The organism is Janthinobacterium sp. GW456P (genome assembly GCF_002127655.1).
Lineage (GTDB): Bacteria > Pseudomonadota > Gammaproteobacteria > Burkholderiales > Burkholderiaceae_D > Janthinobacterium.
Genome location: NZ_NEHB01000005.1, coordinates 152,750 through 168,165 on the forward strand (window position 1 = coordinate 152,750; position 15,416 = coordinate 168,165).

The 15,416-nt window shown below is 61.0% G+C and carries 14 protein-coding genes and 1 tRNA gene; 3 read left to right on the forward strand and 12 right to left on the reverse strand.

Annotation, left to right across the window (positions count from 1 at the left end; translation table 11 throughout):
• Nucleotides 1-122 precede the first annotated feature (122 nt).
• The 10 genes from CBW66_RS07440 to CBW66_RS07480 all read right to left on the reverse strand — a co-directional run bounded on the left by CBW66_RS07440 (nt 123) and on the right by CBW66_RS07480 (nt 8,765).
• Nucleotides 123-986: an SGNH/GDSL hydrolase family protein gene (locus tag CBW66_RS07440; protein ID WP_205701155.1), complete on the reverse strand. Its 864-nt coding sequence runs from the start codon at nt 984-986 to the stop codon at nt 123-125.
• Nucleotides 987-1,156: 170 nt separating this feature from the next.
• Entirely contained in the window at nt 1,157-1,435 is a 279-nt protein-coding gene (locus CBW66_RS28395; protein ID WP_086136646.1) for a hypothetical protein, read from the reverse strand.
• Between the two features lie 143 nt (nt 1,436-1,578).
• Nucleotides 1,579-1,878 (reverse strand): phage tail protein, encoded by a 300-nt coding sequence (locus tag CBW66_RS07445; RefSeq protein WP_086136647.1) that lies wholly within the window; start codon nt 1,876-1,878, stop codon nt 1,579-1,581.
• A gap of 164 nt (nt 1,879-2,042) precedes the next feature.
• Nucleotides 2,043-2,129, reverse strand: a tRNA-Leu gene (locus CBW66_RS07450).
• Nucleotides 2,130-2,231: 102 nt separating this feature from the next.
• Nucleotides 2,232-4,517, reverse strand: a complete 2,286-nt coding sequence (locus CBW66_RS07455) for a TonB-dependent receptor (RefSeq protein WP_086136703.1) — start codon at nt 4,515-4,517, stop codon at nt 2,232-2,234.
• A gap of 437 nt (nt 4,518-4,954) precedes the next feature.
• Nucleotides 4,955-6,679 carry a methyl-accepting chemotaxis protein gene (locus CBW66_RS29670; protein ID WP_086136648.1) on the reverse strand — a complete coding sequence of 575 codons (1,725 nt, stop codon included), beginning with the start codon at nt 6,677-6,679 and terminating at the stop codon, nt 4,955-4,957.
• Between the two features lie 308 nt (nt 6,680-6,987).
• Entirely contained in the window at nt 6,988-7,383 is a 396-nt protein-coding gene (locus CBW66_RS07465; RefSeq protein ID WP_216354568.1) for a DUF4440 domain-containing protein, read from the reverse strand.
• A 7-nt stretch (nt 7,384-7,390) separates the two neighbouring features.
• The gene (locus tag CBW66_RS07470; protein WP_086136650.1) at nt 7,391-7,603 is read right to left on the reverse strand and encodes a hypothetical protein; all 213 of its coding nucleotides are present in this window, start codon (nt 7,601-7,603) and stop codon (nt 7,391-7,393) included.
• An 86-nt stretch (nt 7,604-7,689) separates the two neighbouring features.
• Entirely contained in the window at nt 7,690-8,193 is a 504-nt protein-coding gene (locus CBW66_RS07475) for a DUF2939 domain-containing protein (RefSeq protein WP_070222954.1), read from the reverse strand.
• A 125-nt stretch (nt 8,194-8,318) separates the two neighbouring features.
• Nucleotides 8,319-8,765, reverse strand: coding sequence for a DUF2939 domain-containing protein (locus CBW66_RS07480; protein ID WP_086136652.1), 447 nt, complete (start codon nt 8,763-8,765; stop codon nt 8,319-8,321).
• A 112-nt stretch (nt 8,766-8,877) separates the two neighbouring features.
• On the opposite strand from CBW66_RS07480, the gene CBW66_RS07485 reads away from it, so the two are divergent.
• Nucleotides 8,878-9,717, forward strand: a complete 840-nt coding sequence (locus tag CBW66_RS07485) for a hypothetical protein (protein WP_086136653.1) — start codon at nt 8,878-8,880, stop codon at nt 9,715-9,717.
• Between the two features lie 15 nt (nt 9,718-9,732).
• Nucleotides 9,733-11,940: an acylase gene (locus CBW66_RS07490; RefSeq protein ID WP_086136654.1), complete on the forward strand. Its 2,208-nt coding sequence runs from the start codon at nt 9,733-9,735 to the stop codon at nt 11,938-11,940.
• Between the two features lie 62 nt (nt 11,941-12,002).
• Here the strand turns inward: CBW66_RS07490 and CBW66_RS07495 are convergent, their stop codons facing one another.
• Nucleotides 12,003-13,184: a PLP-dependent aspartate aminotransferase family protein gene (locus CBW66_RS07495; protein ID WP_086136655.1), complete on the reverse strand. Its 1,182-nt coding sequence runs from the start codon at nt 13,182-13,184 to the stop codon at nt 12,003-12,005.
• Nucleotides 13,181-14,560 carry a cystathionine beta-synthase gene (locus CBW66_RS07500; protein ID WP_086136656.1) on the reverse strand — a complete coding sequence of 460 codons (1,380 nt, stop codon included), beginning with the start codon at nt 14,558-14,560 and terminating at the stop codon, nt 13,181-13,183. Before CBW66_RS07500 ends, CBW66_RS07495 begins: the two co-directional genes overlap by 4 nt.
• A gap of 307 nt (nt 14,561-14,867) precedes the next feature.
• On the opposite strand from CBW66_RS07500, the gene CBW66_RS07505 reads away from it, so the two are divergent.
• Nucleotides 14,868-15,416, forward strand: a complete 549-nt coding sequence (locus CBW66_RS07505; protein WP_086136657.1) for a thymidine kinase — start codon at nt 14,868-14,870, stop codon at nt 15,414-15,416.

Here is a 15,416-nt window from a genome sequence, read left to right on the forward strand (position 1 = left end):
AATTTACAGACAAGGAAGAGTTACGCGTAGATGCCGCCCCTCGGCCAGCACATGCTATTGGGCAAGATACAAGAGGATTTTCTGGAATTGAGAAAGCCTCCATACCTTTCTTGAACTAGTTATCACTTTGGCGCAAGTCCATCGCCTTGCAATACGGGTAGCCACGCATCGTGCGCAATTTTTTCGAAACCCGTCGACGTTGGATGAAGCTCGTTAGCCCAGTCGTCGTCATTTAAGGTGCCACGACTATCGACAAGACGAACTCGGCCGGGATAACGAGTGACCAGTCCATTCAACCGCAAAGTGAACTCGTCGATCAAAAAACGGATGCAGGAATTCTGCAGGTGGGTAGGTACGTTTGCGACTACTAGCGATGCTCGCAGCCATTTGCTTTCGGCACCAAAGATGCCTATACCTGTTGGCCGAGCATAGTCGTAGTTATGTAAATAGATCTTCGTTGGACCGCTTGCATTCTGCGTCGTATTCCACGTTGCGCCAATTATCTTGTCGATAAGAGCGATGAAGCTTCCCGTCACCTTATTTAAAAATCGGTTCAGGCTTTGCTCATCATCACCGGATCGGTAGCAAGCTTCAGCCGAAGTGCAGGCGGAGCAGTCTTTTAGCAGCAGCGGGCGCATATCGGATAGGCCGGCGAAGTCGTTCCCTCCACCGCTTATGAAAACAGCCGACAAAGAATCCCCATGTAGTTGTAATGCGGTCTGGATTCTTCTTTTATAGGTTCCGTAAACATAATCGTAGGCTTCGGCACCGTTATTTCCGTGCGCTAGAATGTAATGCTCCTTTTTTTCAACCAAATTTCCTAATTTGCTTAATAATGAGCCGCCAGGAAGAGGATACCAGAACCAGCTGTCGCCAATTGCTAATATTGACGGCTGATGAAAATCGTTCTGCATCATGGCCTCATCCCAATAAACATTTTTGTTGTGCATGATAATTTCTCCAGTATGAACCATTTTTGAATTCATGCTTAGGATTCTTGCTGAAAGGCGGACAGATCCCTAAGCATTACGCATAACGAATATTTTTCGCCTCTGGCGATGAGGTCAAGCAGGTGAGAATGTACGCAAAGCGCTTATGAGATTGTTCAATACTTTGTATTTTTATATTTCATTGTTATGATAAATAGCGACTGATTCTATTGCTGGCTTTGGTGTGTCTTCCTTAATTGGCTGAGTAATTTCTCAATCTGATAATTTGATGCTAAATTAAATTTCATTCCGGTACTATTTTTTTGAGGCTGTGTCTGTATATAATTTTCTTTTTGATGGATTGTTAAGATCGGCTTTCTATTAGTCAGCAGAGAACTAATTAGGTTCATTTTTTGGATTCGAATGGCGCCACCGGCCTTGACGCCGCCGTGAGGCTGCTTGAACAAGCTGATGGTGCTCGCCAGCTCGTCCTCGCAGGCTTGCATCGCCCCTGCACGGCCATGGTCAGCCGGTTTTCTAGAGAGCGTTTGACGTCACTCTGCCGGCGGTGATGGCGGCGATCACGCCGTGGGTTAGGTGGTCTCTCGGGGAAAAAAACGATCAACAGTTCGCCCACGGTCCGCACCGACTAGGTGGACGTGCTGTCAGTGTGCCGCGCGGCCCATTTCAGCAGGGGGGAGCCTCGTACTGCTTTCAGAACTTGTCCCGGTAGGGCGGCATGTGCTTTATCTCGGCCAGATGCTGGATGTCCAGGCGACCGGCCGCGCCGGTTGACCGCGATGCGCTCGGTCAGGTCCAGCTGGAGCGAGATATCGACTGTTTCACGGTTGTTGAATTCGAACTTGAAGGCGATGCCGTGCTTGCGCGTTTTCTCATTGGTCATCCGGTCGAGCTGGTGAACTTTCAGCCAGGCGAGCAGGGCCACCATGATGGCGTTGCCAGCGCTATCACGGCGTAAATTTGGCGTAATCGCTACTGGTTTTTGTCGGGTTTAATCTGGATTAAGGGGAATGGCGGGACGTAAAAAAAGCCACTAACTCATTGATTTTATTGAGTTTAATGGCTTTTTCGATGTTTCTGAATTCTGTGCGCTGGTGCCCGGAGCCGGAATCGAACCGGCACGCCCTTACAGGCGGGAGATTTTAAGTCTCCAGTGTCTACCAGTTTCACCATCCGGGCAGCGCGGCGAGATTCTAGCACAGGTGATGCGCATCACGCCATCTTGTGTCTGAGCCGCTCTGTCCGGTTTGCGCCGGACAGAGCGGTTTTAGCTACCCGCCATCAGAACGTCGCCTTGAACTGCACCCCATACGTGCGCGGTTCGTTGACGATGCCTGTCAGGTTGTCGAAATCGATCGCGCCCAGCGACTGGATCTGGTTGGTGATGTTGCGGCCGTACGCGGAGAGTTCGTATTTGTCCCATTTGTAGCCGACACGCAAACCGCCTTCGAGCAGTTCCTTGGCCTTGTATTCCTTCGCTTCATACAGGAAGAAGTTGTAGCTGGTGCGGTAGGCCCAATCCGTGTAGGCGTAGAACTCGCCGTTGGCGAGGGGAATGCTGTACTTTAATGTGAAGTTGGTTTGCCATTCCGGCGCGCGCGGCAGCGGGTTGCCGTCGATGTAGGCCGTGCCCTTGAACGGGCCCAGCGGGTCGGTCACGGTGCAGCCGCTGGCCGGGTTGTTTTGCGCGTTGCCGCAGCTTTGCACAAACAGTTTCTTGTCCTGGATTTCCGTGTGGTTGTAGCTGCCGCCCAGGGTCATGCTGAGCGAATCGCTGAGATTCGCCTGGAAATCGAGTTCCACGCCGCGGCCCGTGGCCTTGTCTGCGTTGATCAGCTGGTTCATGTTGACGGCGCCGCTGCCAGCCGTCAGTTGCTTGTCCTTCACGCGGTACTGGAATATGGCCAGGCTCAGGCGCGCGCGCTTGTCGAACAGGTCTTGCTTGATGCCCGCCTCGACGGACAGCGCTTTCTCGGCGCCCGCGAACGAGGGGCGGTCGGCCAGGCCGTTCAGGCGGCCCTGCATCGACGGCGCGCGGTAGCCGGTGGCGATGCGCGCGTAGGCATTGGTTGCCGGCGTCAGCACATACGTGCCGCTCACGTCCCAGCTGATGTTGTGCGAGGTGTCGTTCAGGTTGAAAGGGCCGGCCGTGGTCGCTTCCACCCGCTTGGCCGAGAAATCCTTCTTGTCGTTCGTGTAGCGCAGGCCGGCGCGCAGCTTCAGGGCATCGGAGACCGTGTAGTTGAGCGAGCCGAAGGCCGCGTACGACTTCGAGCTCTGGTTTTGCGTTGCGTAGTTCGGGCTTTGCGGGTTGCCGGGCGCCAGGCTGTTGAAGCCGATGCTGTCGATCTGGATATCTTCCTTGAAGTAGAACAGGCCGCCTATCCATTGCAGCGGACCGCGGGCAGACGATTCGGCGCGGAATTCCTGCGAAATCTGCTTGTGGTTGGGGATCACGTCGGCCGTTTCCACGAAGAACGGGATGAAGCCCGGACCCATCGGCGGCGCGGACACGGCGCCATAGCCGCCGTCGACGTCGGCGCGGCTGAAGAAATCGAGCTTTTCGTAGCCGGTGATCGAATGCAGGGTGACACCGGGCAAGTCCCATTTCAGGCGCATGCTGGCGCCCTTGGTTTTCAGGTGCTGGCGGTTGATGCCGTCGGTCGGGTAGTTGTCGTAATCAAAGCCGTCGACCAGGTCGTTCGTTCCCTGTTTCAGGATGTTGGCGCGGAACAGGGTGGCCGTGCCGTCGAGGTTGCGCGCATGCACGTTGAACAGGGCCGTGAAGTCGCGCGTGGGCTTGACCAGCACCTGCAGGCGGGCGGCGCTGTCTTCATAGCCTTCGAAGTCGCGCGTGCCGGTGGGGCGCGGGTTGTGCACGCGGTCGTCGCGGCGCTGCGTCTGGCCGGAAAAGCGCAGGGCGACCGTGTCGCTGACGGGCACGTTGAACGCGCCTTCCAGGTTCTTCATGCCATCCTTGCCGAAGCCGCCGCTCAGGTAACCTTCCGTCTTGAAGACGGGCTTGGCGGAATCGAACTTGATCACGCCGGCGGGCGAGTTACGGCCGAACAAGGTGCCTTGCGGGCCGCGCAGCACTTCGACCTGATCCACGTCGAACACGGGAAAGCCCTTGAGCATGGCGTTTTCCTGCACCACGTCGTCCATCACCAGGCCCACCGGCTGCGAGGCGTTCAGGTCGAAGTCGGTATTGCCCAGGCCGCGAATGTAGAAGCGGGGGAAGGTGCGGCCGTAGTCCGATTCGACGGACACGCTGGGCGAGCGGCTGTTGAGGAAGCGGATGTCGGCGCCGCCTGCCGTCAGCGTGTCGAGCTTGTCGCCCTTCAAGGTGGCGATGGACATCGGCACGTCCTTGATGTTTTCCGCGCGCCGCTGTGCCGTCACGATCACCGTTTCCAGCTGGCCAGGACCGGCCTGTGCCGCCGGAGCGGCAGGCGCGTCGGCGGCTGGCGCCGGGGCGCTATCCTGTGCCATCGCCTGCAGCGGAAAGGCGGCGCTGATTGCCAGGGCAATCAGGGTGTGGCGTACTGTGCTGGCATGCGGTGTCATCATGAAACGGCTCCTGTCGGTCAAGGTTGTTGGGGCATGCAAGCTGGCGCTGGCCAGCTGAACGAAAAATCATGCTAGCACGGGAAATTTTGGTATTCATGCCATTTTCCAACGATGGCTATTCATATCCTTTTCGACTCAATACGCGAGTAAAATCGTATTTGTCGTCAATATCTGGCGGGTGCATAGTGGAGTGCCGGCAGGCTTGTGCGGCAACAAAAGAGGCTGGACAGAACGACGAGGTTTCCTGCGGAGGCGCAAAAAAGCATGCGCCGTTTCGGCGTAGTAGCGGGATCCGGGGCGGCACAAATACAACAGTTGCCGCGGATTTTTATGGGAGGGGCGTGTTGTTGCAACGCGACAGGGGAGGCCGGCTGCGGCTCTCCCCTGTGCGTGTGACGCGGGGCATGCGCGGCCGCATGCCTCTCTCTCTCTGCTTAAAACTCTTCCCAGTCGCCGGCCGTCACGGCTTCCGCTTGCGGCGCACGGGCTTTTGCCGGCGCCGCTTGGCGCTTGGCGGGGCTGGTGGCGGGCGCCGGTACCAGGCGCAGCGGCTTGGCGCTGGCGCGTGCCGGGGCTGGCGCGTGCGCCGCCACCTGGCTGTCATGCGTCTTGAAGATGCTCACGGTTTGCACCAGGTGGCCGGCCTGCTCGCGCAGCGATTCGGCCGCCGCCGCCGCTTCTTCCACCAGCGAGGCGTTTTGCTGCGTGACGCTATCCATCTGGGTCACCGCCTGATTGATCTGCTCGATGCCGGTGGACTGTTCCTGGCTGGCCACCGTGATTTCAGCGATGATGTTGCTGACGCGGGCGACGCTGGCAACCACCTCGGACATCGTCGTGCCCGCCTGCGCCGCCAGCCTGGAGCCCGCGTCGACGCGGCTGACGGAATCGTCGATGAGCGCCTTGATTTCCTTGGCCGCGCTGGCGCTGCGCTGGGCCAGGCCGCGCACTTCGGTCGCCACGACGGCAAAGCCGCGGCCCTGTTCGCCGGCACGCGCCGCTTCCACGGCGGCATTCAGGGCCAGAATATTGGTCTGAAAGGCGATGCCGTCGATGACACTGATGATGTCGACAATCTTGCGCGACGATTCGCTGATCAGGTCCATGGTGCCCATCACTTGCCCCACCACGGCGCCGCCCTTGCTGGCGACGTCCGATGCCGTCGTGGCCAGCACATTGGCTTCACGGGCATTTTCCGCATTCTTGCGCACGGTGCTGGTGAGCTCTTCCATCGACGAAGCGGTTTCTTCCAGCGAACTGGCTTGCTGTTCCGTGCGCAGCGACAGATCGCTGTTGCCGCTGGAAATTTCCGCGGCGGCAAGGGAAACGGTGTCGGAATCCTGGCGCACGGACGACACTACCGTGGTCAGCGACTCCTGCATGCGCTGCAGCGCCGACAGCACGCTGGCGGTATCGTGCGGTGCAACGTTGAGTTTGCCTGTCAGGTCGCCGCCGGCCAGCAGGCTGACGGCGTCGCACAGCTGCTTCGGTTCGGCGCCCAGCGCCTTGAGCAGGCTGCGTGTGATGAGCCAGCCCGCGAGGCCTGCCAGCACGATGGACAGCAGGCTGGCGCCGATGAGGATATTCCGGTTGAGAATGTAGCGCTCGTTGTCTTCCTGCAAGATGGCGGTAGAGCGCTGGTCCGTCAGGGCGAAATATTCATCGCTGGCGGCGACGAGGGCGGCCAGCAGCGGGCGGCATTCCTCATTCATCTTGACGATGGCTTGCTCGGTTTTCTTTTGCAGCGCCAGGTCGACGATAGCCAGCGCCACGGGAGAATAGCGTTTTTCGATGCCGTCGATCTTGTTGACTATGGCGCGCACTTCATCCGATACCTCGGGCTGCTGTGTCAGCTGCAGCAGATGCTGCATGTTCTTGACGACCTCGGCCTGCGCATGCAAGACCTGTTTGCGTTCGCTCTCCAGGTCTTCCGGCTTGGTGACGAGCACCAGATTCCTGGCCGCCACGGCACGCATGTCAATCGCGTCACGCACGCGGTGCGCCGTATTGGCGCGGGCGGTGATGCCGTTGACATACTGGTCAAAACTGGTGTTGAAGTTGGAAAAGCTCCGCACGGACAGGATCGATATGCCAATGAGGAAAAAGACCAGCAGGCCGAAAGCCAGAGTGAGCTGGGTGCGTACGGTGAATTTATCCATGATGTCTCTCCAAAATACGTGGTGATGATTAGAAAGGGGGCTTGCGCGGGACGGGTGGCAGGCGCTTGCCTGGCGACGGGGCGTGCCCTGCGCAGTGCTTTTCTATCCAGAACACGGATTCGTGGTGTGAGGATGGAATCAACTAAAAAACCGATTTCAATAATTTATTTGTTTTATTTATTAAATTCATTGTTGCACAAAAAATTCATTAAATCAATGATATTTTGCGTGTCAAAAAACAACTTGTCGGCATGGATGCTGGTTCCTGCGCCGTTTGAGCGGGCATGGGACAGTATCCGGGGGGGGAATCAGTCGGGAATCGGCGTGCCCTGATGAAAAAACATTTGCCAGCGGCCATCGCGCTGCTTCCACAGCGAACTGCGCAAGCTGGCGCTGGCGGGCTGGGTGCCGTTGGGGTGGCGTTGCGAGCGGTAGGTAACCAAGGCAATATCGTCGGCCAGCAAGCGGGCCTGGAAATCGCTGATGCTGCGCTGACAAAAGTCTTCCGCCGGCAAGTCCGCCAGGGTGGCCGCGCGCGTCCAGAGATTGCCCGAGCTGCCGAACTCGACGAAGTCGTCGTCCAGCAGGGCCGCCAGTCTGGCCCTGTCGGCGCGCACCGCCTGGCTTTGCAGCGCCGCTTCCAGCGCCTGCAGGTGTGCCGCCAGGCTGTCCGGCTTACTGTCCTGCGCGTCGTCCATTGCCATATTCAGATCAGATGGGAAATGCGCCCGCGCCCGATACATTCAGGCAGGCGACCTTGTCGCTGGAAAAGTACTTGATTTGTCCCAGGCCGATGGCGTAGCAGCCGTCGCTAAGCGGGGAAATGGGGCCGGTGAGTTTTTCACCGCCGACCAGGGTCACCACCCAGGGCGTGGTGGCCGGTTTGCCCGCGTGGGTCAGGGCGTGTTGTACCAGGTCTGACATGCTGCCTCCGTTGGAAATCAAAACCCGATGATAGCAGTGTCCGGTGCCGGATCGCCGCTGGATTGACGACACGAAGGGCGGGCGCTTTACGCGTCGGCCAGCAAGTTCTTTGGCAGGGCCACCGATACCAGCTTCCAGTGCCACAGGCCGTCGCGCGTCAGGGTCAGTTCGCCGATATGGCTTTTGCTGTGGGCGCGCTGCACCACCACGCTGTTCCACGAGGTGTAGCGCAGCCTGTAGTCGGGCTTGGTGTTGCGCTTGCGGCCGCTGATGTCGCTGACCTTGGCGATCGGGTTTTCGTAGCGGTCATTGAGCTTCATCAATGCGACGATGCCTTCGGGCATCAGCATGGTGTCGAGCAAGGGATCGATGACCTCGGGATTGATATCGTCGGCCACTTCCGGCGCCGAGAACAGGGTGTGCAGTTGCTGCCCCAGGCTGCCGCGCAACTGGGCCAGGTCGATCTGCGCGGCCAGCGCCTGCGTATCTTCGTCCATGGTGGCCGCGCGGATCTTGTTCATGGTGAAGTACGGGCTGCCATAGAAGACGCCGGCCAGCGCGACCAGTACCGCTACAGCGAGAAGCATCATTCTGTTCATCGTGCAATCTCTCGGATGCCTGGCGACCCGGTGCGCCTGAGGTGTTGGCATTCTACATAATATTTCCCAAAATCAACATGGCGGTTTAAGTAAGTGTTGTTTTAGATCAAGTTTCCTTAAAGTAATTCCGGCGGCAGGGTAATGTCCATCAGTTTCCAGTCCCAGATGCCATGGCGGCGCAGCAGAAACTGGCTGGCGGCGGGGCCGGCGTCGCTGCGCCGCAGCACCACTTCATTCCACGAGCGGTACGCCATGCCGAAATCGTGGCGCTTGCCATCGGCCCCCTGCTTGCCGTGCAAGATCAATACCGTGATGCCGGGCGGCGAGACGATGGCGTCGAGCATTTCCTTGAAATCATCGTCATTCGCCGTTTCGCCGGCCGCGCGCAGCTGGCGCGCCACGCTGGCGCGCACGGCGGGCAGGTCGGCGTGCTGCGCCAGGGTTTCCAGGCGCACGGATTTCGCCGCGATGCTGATGCGGTACATGGCGATGTAGGGGCTGACCCAGGTGAAGCCGATGGCGGCGACGGCAAAAATGATCGCGGTGGCGTACTTTCTTTTCATGGTCCGTGTTTTTGTATGAGCTGTGCCGCCGTGATTTTACCCGGCCAGGCACGGCGGATGGTGTAGCATTCGTGCCGGCGCGGACCATCGCGCCGCAATATTGAGGACAACCATGAATATCACTATCAATCAGGTGCTGCAGTCGTATATCGACCCGCTCACCGCCAGCGAGTACGCGGCGCTCGAGCGCAGCCTGCTGGCCGAGGGCTGCCGCGATGCGCTGGTGTTGTGGAACGACGTGCTGATCGACGGGCATAACCGCTACGCCATCTGCCGCCAGCACGGCATCGAATTCAAGACCATCCAGAACACCAGTTTTAGTTCGCTCGACGACGTCATGCTGTGGATGATCGACAATCACCTGGCCCGGCGTAGCGTGTCGGACTTCCAGCGCGGCGTGTTGGCCCTGCGCAAGAAGGAAATCGTCGCCGCGCGCAGCCCGGCGCCCGTCAGCGCGGCGGACGCGCCCGATGGCGAAAACGCGCCCAAGCCCCCCATGAGCACGCGCGAAGAGGTGGCCAAGGCGGCGAGGTTGAGCAGCAACCAGATCAGCCAGATCGAGAAGATCCAGAAAGCCGCTTCGCCGGAACTGGTGGCAGCCGTCCGGTCTGGCACGATCTCGATTAATGCCGCCGCCACCGTGGCATCTCTGCCGCCGGAAGAGCAGGTGGCGGCGGTCGCCGGCGGCAAGAAATTATTACGCCAGGCGGCCAAGGAAATCCGCGAACAGCGCGCCGCCACGCGCACGCCGCGCGAGCCGAAAGCGCCTCACGTTTCGCAGGATACGCCGGAGACGGGCAACGAACCATGGGCGGACAACGCGGCGCAGGCGCCGTCCGAAACGGAGCGCCTGCGCGGCGAGATCGCCACCTTGAAACAGCGGGTGGCGCAGCTGCAGGCGGAAAATGTGGAACTCAACCAGCGGATTGCCACGCTGATCGACGCATCCTGAGTATTGGAGTAGTTCATGCCAGTTCGCCGTGCCCTGTTCGCCGCCATCGCCTGCGGCATTGTGGCCAGTGCTCCCGCGCTGGCCGCGCCCGCCGTTTCCGCCACGGACCTGGCCCGCTGGCAGGCGCAGGCTGCCAACGTCAGCATCGCGCGCGACACGTGGGGCGTGCCCCATGTGACGGGCAAGACGGATGCCGACGCCGTCTTCGGCTTGATGTATGCGCAGGCCGAGGATGATTTCCCCCGCGTGGAACTCAATTACATCAATGCGATGGGGCGGCTGGCGGAAGTGGAGGGCGAGCGGGAGCTGTACCGCGACCTGCGCATGAAGCTCTTCATCGATCCGCAGGAGCTGCAGGCACAATACCGCGCCAGCCCGCCGTGGCTGCAGAAACTCATGGATGCGTTTGCCGACGGCCTGAATTTTTACCTGGCCACGCATCCGCACGTGAAACCCAAGCTGATCGCGCATTTCGAACCGTGGATGGCCCTCAGTTTCAGCGAGGGCAGCATCGGCGGCGATATCGAATCGGTCAACCTGGCGCAGCTCGAAGCGTTTTATGGCCAGCAAGCGCAGCCCGCCGGCGTGGCGCTGGCCAGCCTGGAAACGGGGCTGGAGCCGGAACCCAGCGGCTCGAACGGCTTCGCCATCGCGCCCGCGATCACAAAGAACGGCCACGCGCTGTTGATGATCAATCCGCACACCTCGTTCTACTTCCGTCCCGAAGTGCACGTCATCAGCGGCGAAGGCCTGAACGCGTATGGCGCCGTCACCTGGGGCCAGTTCTTCGTCTACCAGGGGTTCAATGAACGCCTGGGCTGGATGCATACCTCGGGTGGCGGCGACGTCATCGACGAATACCTGGAAAGCATCGTGGAGCGGGACGGCGCCTGGTTCTACCGCTATGACGGCGCGCTGCGGTCCCTGAAAGCCGTGCCCATCACCTTGCCCTATAAACTGGCCGACGGCGCCATGGCATCGAAAACCATCACCGTCTACTACAGCCATCACGGCCCCATCGTGCGCGCGCACGACGGGCGCTGGGTGGCCGTGCGCCTGATGAACGAGCCCTTGAAGGCTTTGATGCAGTCGTACACGCGCACCAAGGCGCGCGATTACGCGGCGTTCTACCGGACCATGGAACTGCGCACGAATTCATCGAACAATACCGTGTACGCGGATGCGGACGGCAATATCGCCTATTTCCACGGCAATTTCATCCCCGTGCGCGACCCGCGCTTCAACTGGAAGCAGCCCGTCGACGGCAGCGATCCGGCCACGGAATGGCAAGGGCTGCACACGGTGGCGCAAACCATCACCCTGTTCAATCCGAAGAGTGGCTGGATCCAGAACACGAACAACTGGCCGTATTCGGCGGCGGGCGGCGACAGCCCGCGCCAGGGCGATTATCCCGCCTACATGTCCGTGTATGGCGAAAATGCGCGCGGCCTGCATGCCGTCAAGGTCTTCCAGAATAAAACGGGGTTCACCCTGGACAGCCTGATCGCCGCCTCCTACGACAGCGAACTGACGGCGTTCGAGGCGCTGCTGCCGCCGCTGTTCGCCGCGTACGATGCGCTGCCGGCCGGCGGCGCGCAACAGCTGGCGCTGGCCGACAAGATCGCGTTGCTGCGGGCCTGGGACTGGCGCTACTCGCTGACATCCACGGCCACGTCCCTGGCCGTGTTCTGGGGTCAGGAACTGGCCGAGCTGAGTGGCAAGCAGGCGCGCGAACAAGGCGTGCCCGTGGTCGATTTTCTGGCCACGCAGAAGGTCAGCGCGGAACAACGGCTGGCGGCCCTGGCGACGGCGGCCGACAAGCTGCAGCGCGATTTCGGCCACTGGCAAACGCCGTGGGGCGAGATCAACCGCTTCCAGCGCCTGACGGACGATATCGTGCAGCCGTTCGACGATGCTCAACCCAGCTTGCCCGTGCCTTACGCGTCGGGCAACTGGGGCGCGCTGGCCGCGTATGGACAGAGCAGCAAGAGCAGCACGAAACGCATCTACGGCGAACGCGGTAACAGCTTTGTCGCGGCCGTGGAATTCGGCCCCCGCATCAAGGCGAAAAGCCTCCTCGCGGGCGGCCAGAGCGGCGACCCGCGCTCGCCGCATTTCAGGGACCAGGCGGCCATGTATGCGCGCGGCGAGTTCAAGGATGTGCTGTTTTATCCCGAGGACGTGGCCAGGCATCTGGAACGGCGGTACCGGCCGGGGGAATGAGCGGTGTTCGTCAGGCCAATAATGTGTCGGATTAGCGGAGCGTAATCCGACAAATCACCACATCAAATCGCATCGAGCGCCGTGCGCAGGTCGTGGCGCAAGTCCTCGATATCCTCGATGCCCACCGACAGCCGGATCAAGCCGTCGCCGATGCCCAGTTTTGCCCGCTGTTCGGCCGGGATGCTGGCATGCGTCATCAGGGCAGGATGTTCGATCAGGCTTTCCACGCCGCCCAGGCTTTCGGCCAGGGCGAACACCTCGCAGCGCTCGAGGAAGCGGCGCGCGCCGGCCAGGTCCGTATCGAGGTCGATCGAGATGATGCCGCCGAAACCGTCCATCTGGCGCTGCGCCAGCGCGTGCTGCGGGTGCGAGGCCAGGCCCGGATAAAACACCTTGCGCACTTCCTTTTGCTGCTCCAGCCACTGCGCCAGCGCCAGGGCGCTTTCGCAGTGGCGCTGCATGCGGATGGCCAGCGTCTTCACGCCGCGCAAGGCCAGAAAGCTGTCGAACGGTCCGGCAATCGCGCCCACCGAGTTTTGCAGGAAGCCCAGCTGCTCGCGCCATTCGGCCTGGCGCTCTTCCGCGCCGACGATGGCGATGCCGCCGATGATGTCCGAGTGGCCGTTCAAGTACTTGGTGGTTGAATGGACGACGATGTCGAAGCCGTGCTCCAGGGGGCGCTGCACCAGCGGGCTGGCAAACGTGTTGTCGGCCACGGCGATGATGCCGCGTTCGCGGCAGATGTCGGCAATCGCCCGCAAGTCGGCCAGCTTCAGCATGGGGTTGGTCGGTGTTTCGACCCACACCATTTTCGTTTCCGGGCGCAGCGCGGCCAGCAGATTCTCGGGATTGGTCAAATCGACATACGTGAATGCATGGCCGGCCGAGCGGCGGCGCACTCGTTCAAACAGTCGATACGTGCCGCCGTACATGTCGTCGCCGGCGACGATGTGGCTGCCCGCGTCCAGCAATTCCAGCACGGACGAGATGGCGGCCAGGCCCGAGGCGAAGGCGAACGCGGCGCTGCCGCCTTCGAGGTCGGCCACGCAGCGCTCGAGCGCCCAGCGCGTGGGATTGTGCGAGCGGCCGTAATCGAGTCCCTTGTGCACGCCGGGGCTGTCCTGCACGAAGGTCGAGGTGGCGTAAATGGGCGGCATGATGGCGCCCGTCGACGGGTCGGGCGACTGGCCGGCGTGGATGACGCGGGTGGCCAGATGGCTCTTGCGGGGGATGTCTTGGCTCAAGATAAAGTCCTGCGTAAGTGGTTGAGAAGGTCGAAACGAGTGATCAGCCCGTAAAACGTACTTTCGTCGGCGACGACGGCCGTCAAGCCCCGGTCCAGGGTGGCGCGCAGGGCGGGCAAGCCGCTCGATGGCGCCAGGGTTTCGATCTGCGTCGTCATGGTGGCGCCCACCAGGCCCGCGAAATGGGCGGCGTCGCCCGATACGTGCAGCAGCAAGTCCGATTCGTCGATAATACCGACCAATTGACCGCCGTCGATGACGGGCAGTTGCGCCAGGTCGCTGGCGCGCATGCGGTTGAAAGCGGTCAGCAGGGTGTCGCCCGGCGCCACGCTGACGACGTCGCCCTCGTCGTAGCGGCGCCCGATCAGGTCGCGCAAGTCGCCCGAGAGGGCACGCTGTAATAAACCCTGGTCGCGCATCCAGCCGTCGTTGTAGACCTTCGACAGGTAGCGCGTGCCCGTGTCGCAGACAAACGTGACGACGCGCTTCGGGCTGGTCTGCTCGCGGCAGTATTTAAGGGCGGCGGCCAGCAGGGTGCCGGTGGACGAGCCCCCTAAAATGCCTTCGGCGCGCAGCAGGGCGCGCGCGGAATCGAAGCTTTCCTGGTCCGTGATGGTATAGGCCTTGGTGACGCTGTCCATGTCGGCGATCGACGGGATAAAATCTTCGCCGATGCCTTCGACGGCCCACGAACCGCTCGTGTCGCTGATTTTGCCCGTGTCGATGTATTCGGTGAGGATGGAGCCTTGCGGGTCGGCCAGCACGAATTCGAGCTTCGGCTGGGCCTTGCGGAAGTAGCGCGTCAGGCCCGTCAGGGTGCCGGACGAACCGACGCCGACGACGATGGCGTCCACGTCATGGCCGCTTTGCTCCCAGATTTCGGGCGCCGTCGTCGTTTCATGGGCCAGCGGATTGGCGGGATTGTTGAACTGGTCGGCGAAGAAGGCGCCCGGCAGTTCGCGCGCCAGGCGCGCCGCGTAATCCTGGTAATACTCGGGATGGCCCTTGCCCACGTCCGAGCGCGTGGTGTGCACTTCGGCGCCCAGCGCTTTCAAGTGCAGCACTTTTTCCGTCGACATCTTGTCGGGCACGACGAGAATCACGCGGTAGCCCTTGATGCGGCCCACCAGGGCCAGGCCGATGCCGGTGTTGCCGGCCGTCGCCTCGACGATGGTGCCGCCCGGCTGCAGGCGGCCGTCCGCTTCGGCCGCCTCGATGATGGACAGGCCGATGCGGTCCTTGATGGAACCGCCGGGATTTTGCGATTCCAGTTTCAGAAACAGCTGGCACAGGCCCGTGTCGAGCCTGGTGACTTCGACCAGCGGGGTGTTGCCGATCAGCTTGTATAGCGCTGGCGGCTGGGAGGGGGATGGCATTCGATCATTCATGGTGGCTCCTGTCAGAGAAACAGCGGCTCCGGATCGTGTCCCGAGCCGCCTTCCGTGCCGCGCAGTGTAGGCGGGTGGACGAGTGCGGCGAACGAATGTTTATATGCTTGCATATGCGCGCTTCGCATATCGGCGCCAAGGTGCGCGATGCGAGTATGCGCCGTTTTTCGCCCGCTTGCCGCACCACAGGCAGGACTATTAAGCTGCCGCAAGCCCGCCATTGCGATTTATAATCACGCCTCGAAAAGGTACTAAACAGTATTTTTGAAAAACCAGACAGACAGGGCAGGCGGCAGTGGCAAAACTTTATTTCCGGTATTCCGCGATGAACGCGGGCAAGTCGACGGCCTTGTTGCAAGTCGCGCACAACTATGAAGAGCAGGGCCAGCAGGTGCGCCTGTACACGGCCGCCATCGACAGCCGCTACGGCGTGGGCCGCGTCACGTCGCGCCTGGGCCCGCAGCGCCAGGTCGATATCTTCCATGCCGACACGAATTTCCTCGACGATATTCCCCAGGTCGCCTGTTTGCTGGTGGACGAGGCGCAATTTCTCAGCACGGCCCAGGTGCAGCAGCTGCACCAGCTGGCGCAAGTGAAGGGCGTGCCCGTCATCTGCTACGGCTTGCGCACGGATTTCAAGGGCGAGCCGTTCCCCGGCTCGGCCTATCTGCTGGCGCTGGCTGACGATATCGAGGAATTGAAGAATATTTGTACGTGCGGCAAGAAGGCCACGATGAACATCCGCGTGGATGAGCAGGGCCGCCGCATCAAGGAAGGCGAGCAGATCAGCATTGGCGGGAATGAGGCATACCGCCAGGCGTGCGGGCGCTGTTTTTACTCCTGA

Bases quoted from the DNA above. Each gene is read 5' to 3' on its own strand.
- CBW66_RS07455 (WP_086136703.1), bottom strand. From the start codon at position 4,517: ATGACACCGCATGCCAGCACAGTACGCCACACCCTGATTGCCCTGGCA.
- CBW66_RS07475 (WP_070222954.1), bottom strand. From the start codon at position 8,193: ATGATGCTTCTCGCTGTAGCGGTACTGGTCGCGCTGGCCGGCGTCTTC.
- CBW66_RS07440 (WP_205701155.1), bottom strand. From the start codon at position 986: ATGAATTCAAAAATGGTTCATACTGGAGAAATTATCATGCACAACAAA.
- CBW66_RS07445 (WP_086136647.1), bottom strand. From the start codon at position 1,878: ATGGTGGCCCTGCTCGCCTGGCTGAAAGTTCACCAGCTCGACCGGATG.
- CBW66_RS07480 (WP_086136652.1), bottom strand. From the start codon at position 8,765: ATGAAAAGAAAGTACGCCACCGCGATCATTTTTGCCGTCGCCGCCATC.
- CBW66_RS07470 (WP_086136650.1), bottom strand. From the start codon at position 7,603: ATGTCAGACCTGGTACAACACGCCCTGACCCACGCGGGCAAACCGGCC.
- CBW66_RS07485 (WP_086136653.1), top strand. From the start codon at position 8,878: ATGAATATCACTATCAATCAGGTGCTGCAGTCGTATATCGACCCGCTC.
- CBW66_RS07500 (WP_086136656.1), bottom strand. From the start codon at position 14,560: ATGCCATCCCCCTCCCAGCCGCCAGCGCTATACAAGCTGATCGGCAAC.
- CBW66_RS29670 (WP_086136648.1), bottom strand. From the start codon at position 6,679: ATGGATAAATTCACCGTACGCACCCAGCTCACTCTGGCTTTCGGCCTG.
- CBW66_RS07465 (WP_216354568.1), bottom strand. From the start codon at position 7,383: ATGGCAATGGACGACGCGCAGGACAGTAAGCCGGACAGCCTGGCGGCA.
- CBW66_RS07490 (WP_086136654.1), top strand. From the start codon at position 9,733: ATGCCAGTTCGCCGTGCCCTGTTCGCCGCCATCGCCTGCGGCATTGTG.
- CBW66_RS28395 (WP_086136646.1), bottom strand. From the start codon at position 1,435: ATGCAAGCCTGCGAGGACGAGCTGGCGAGCACCATCAGCTTGTTCAAG.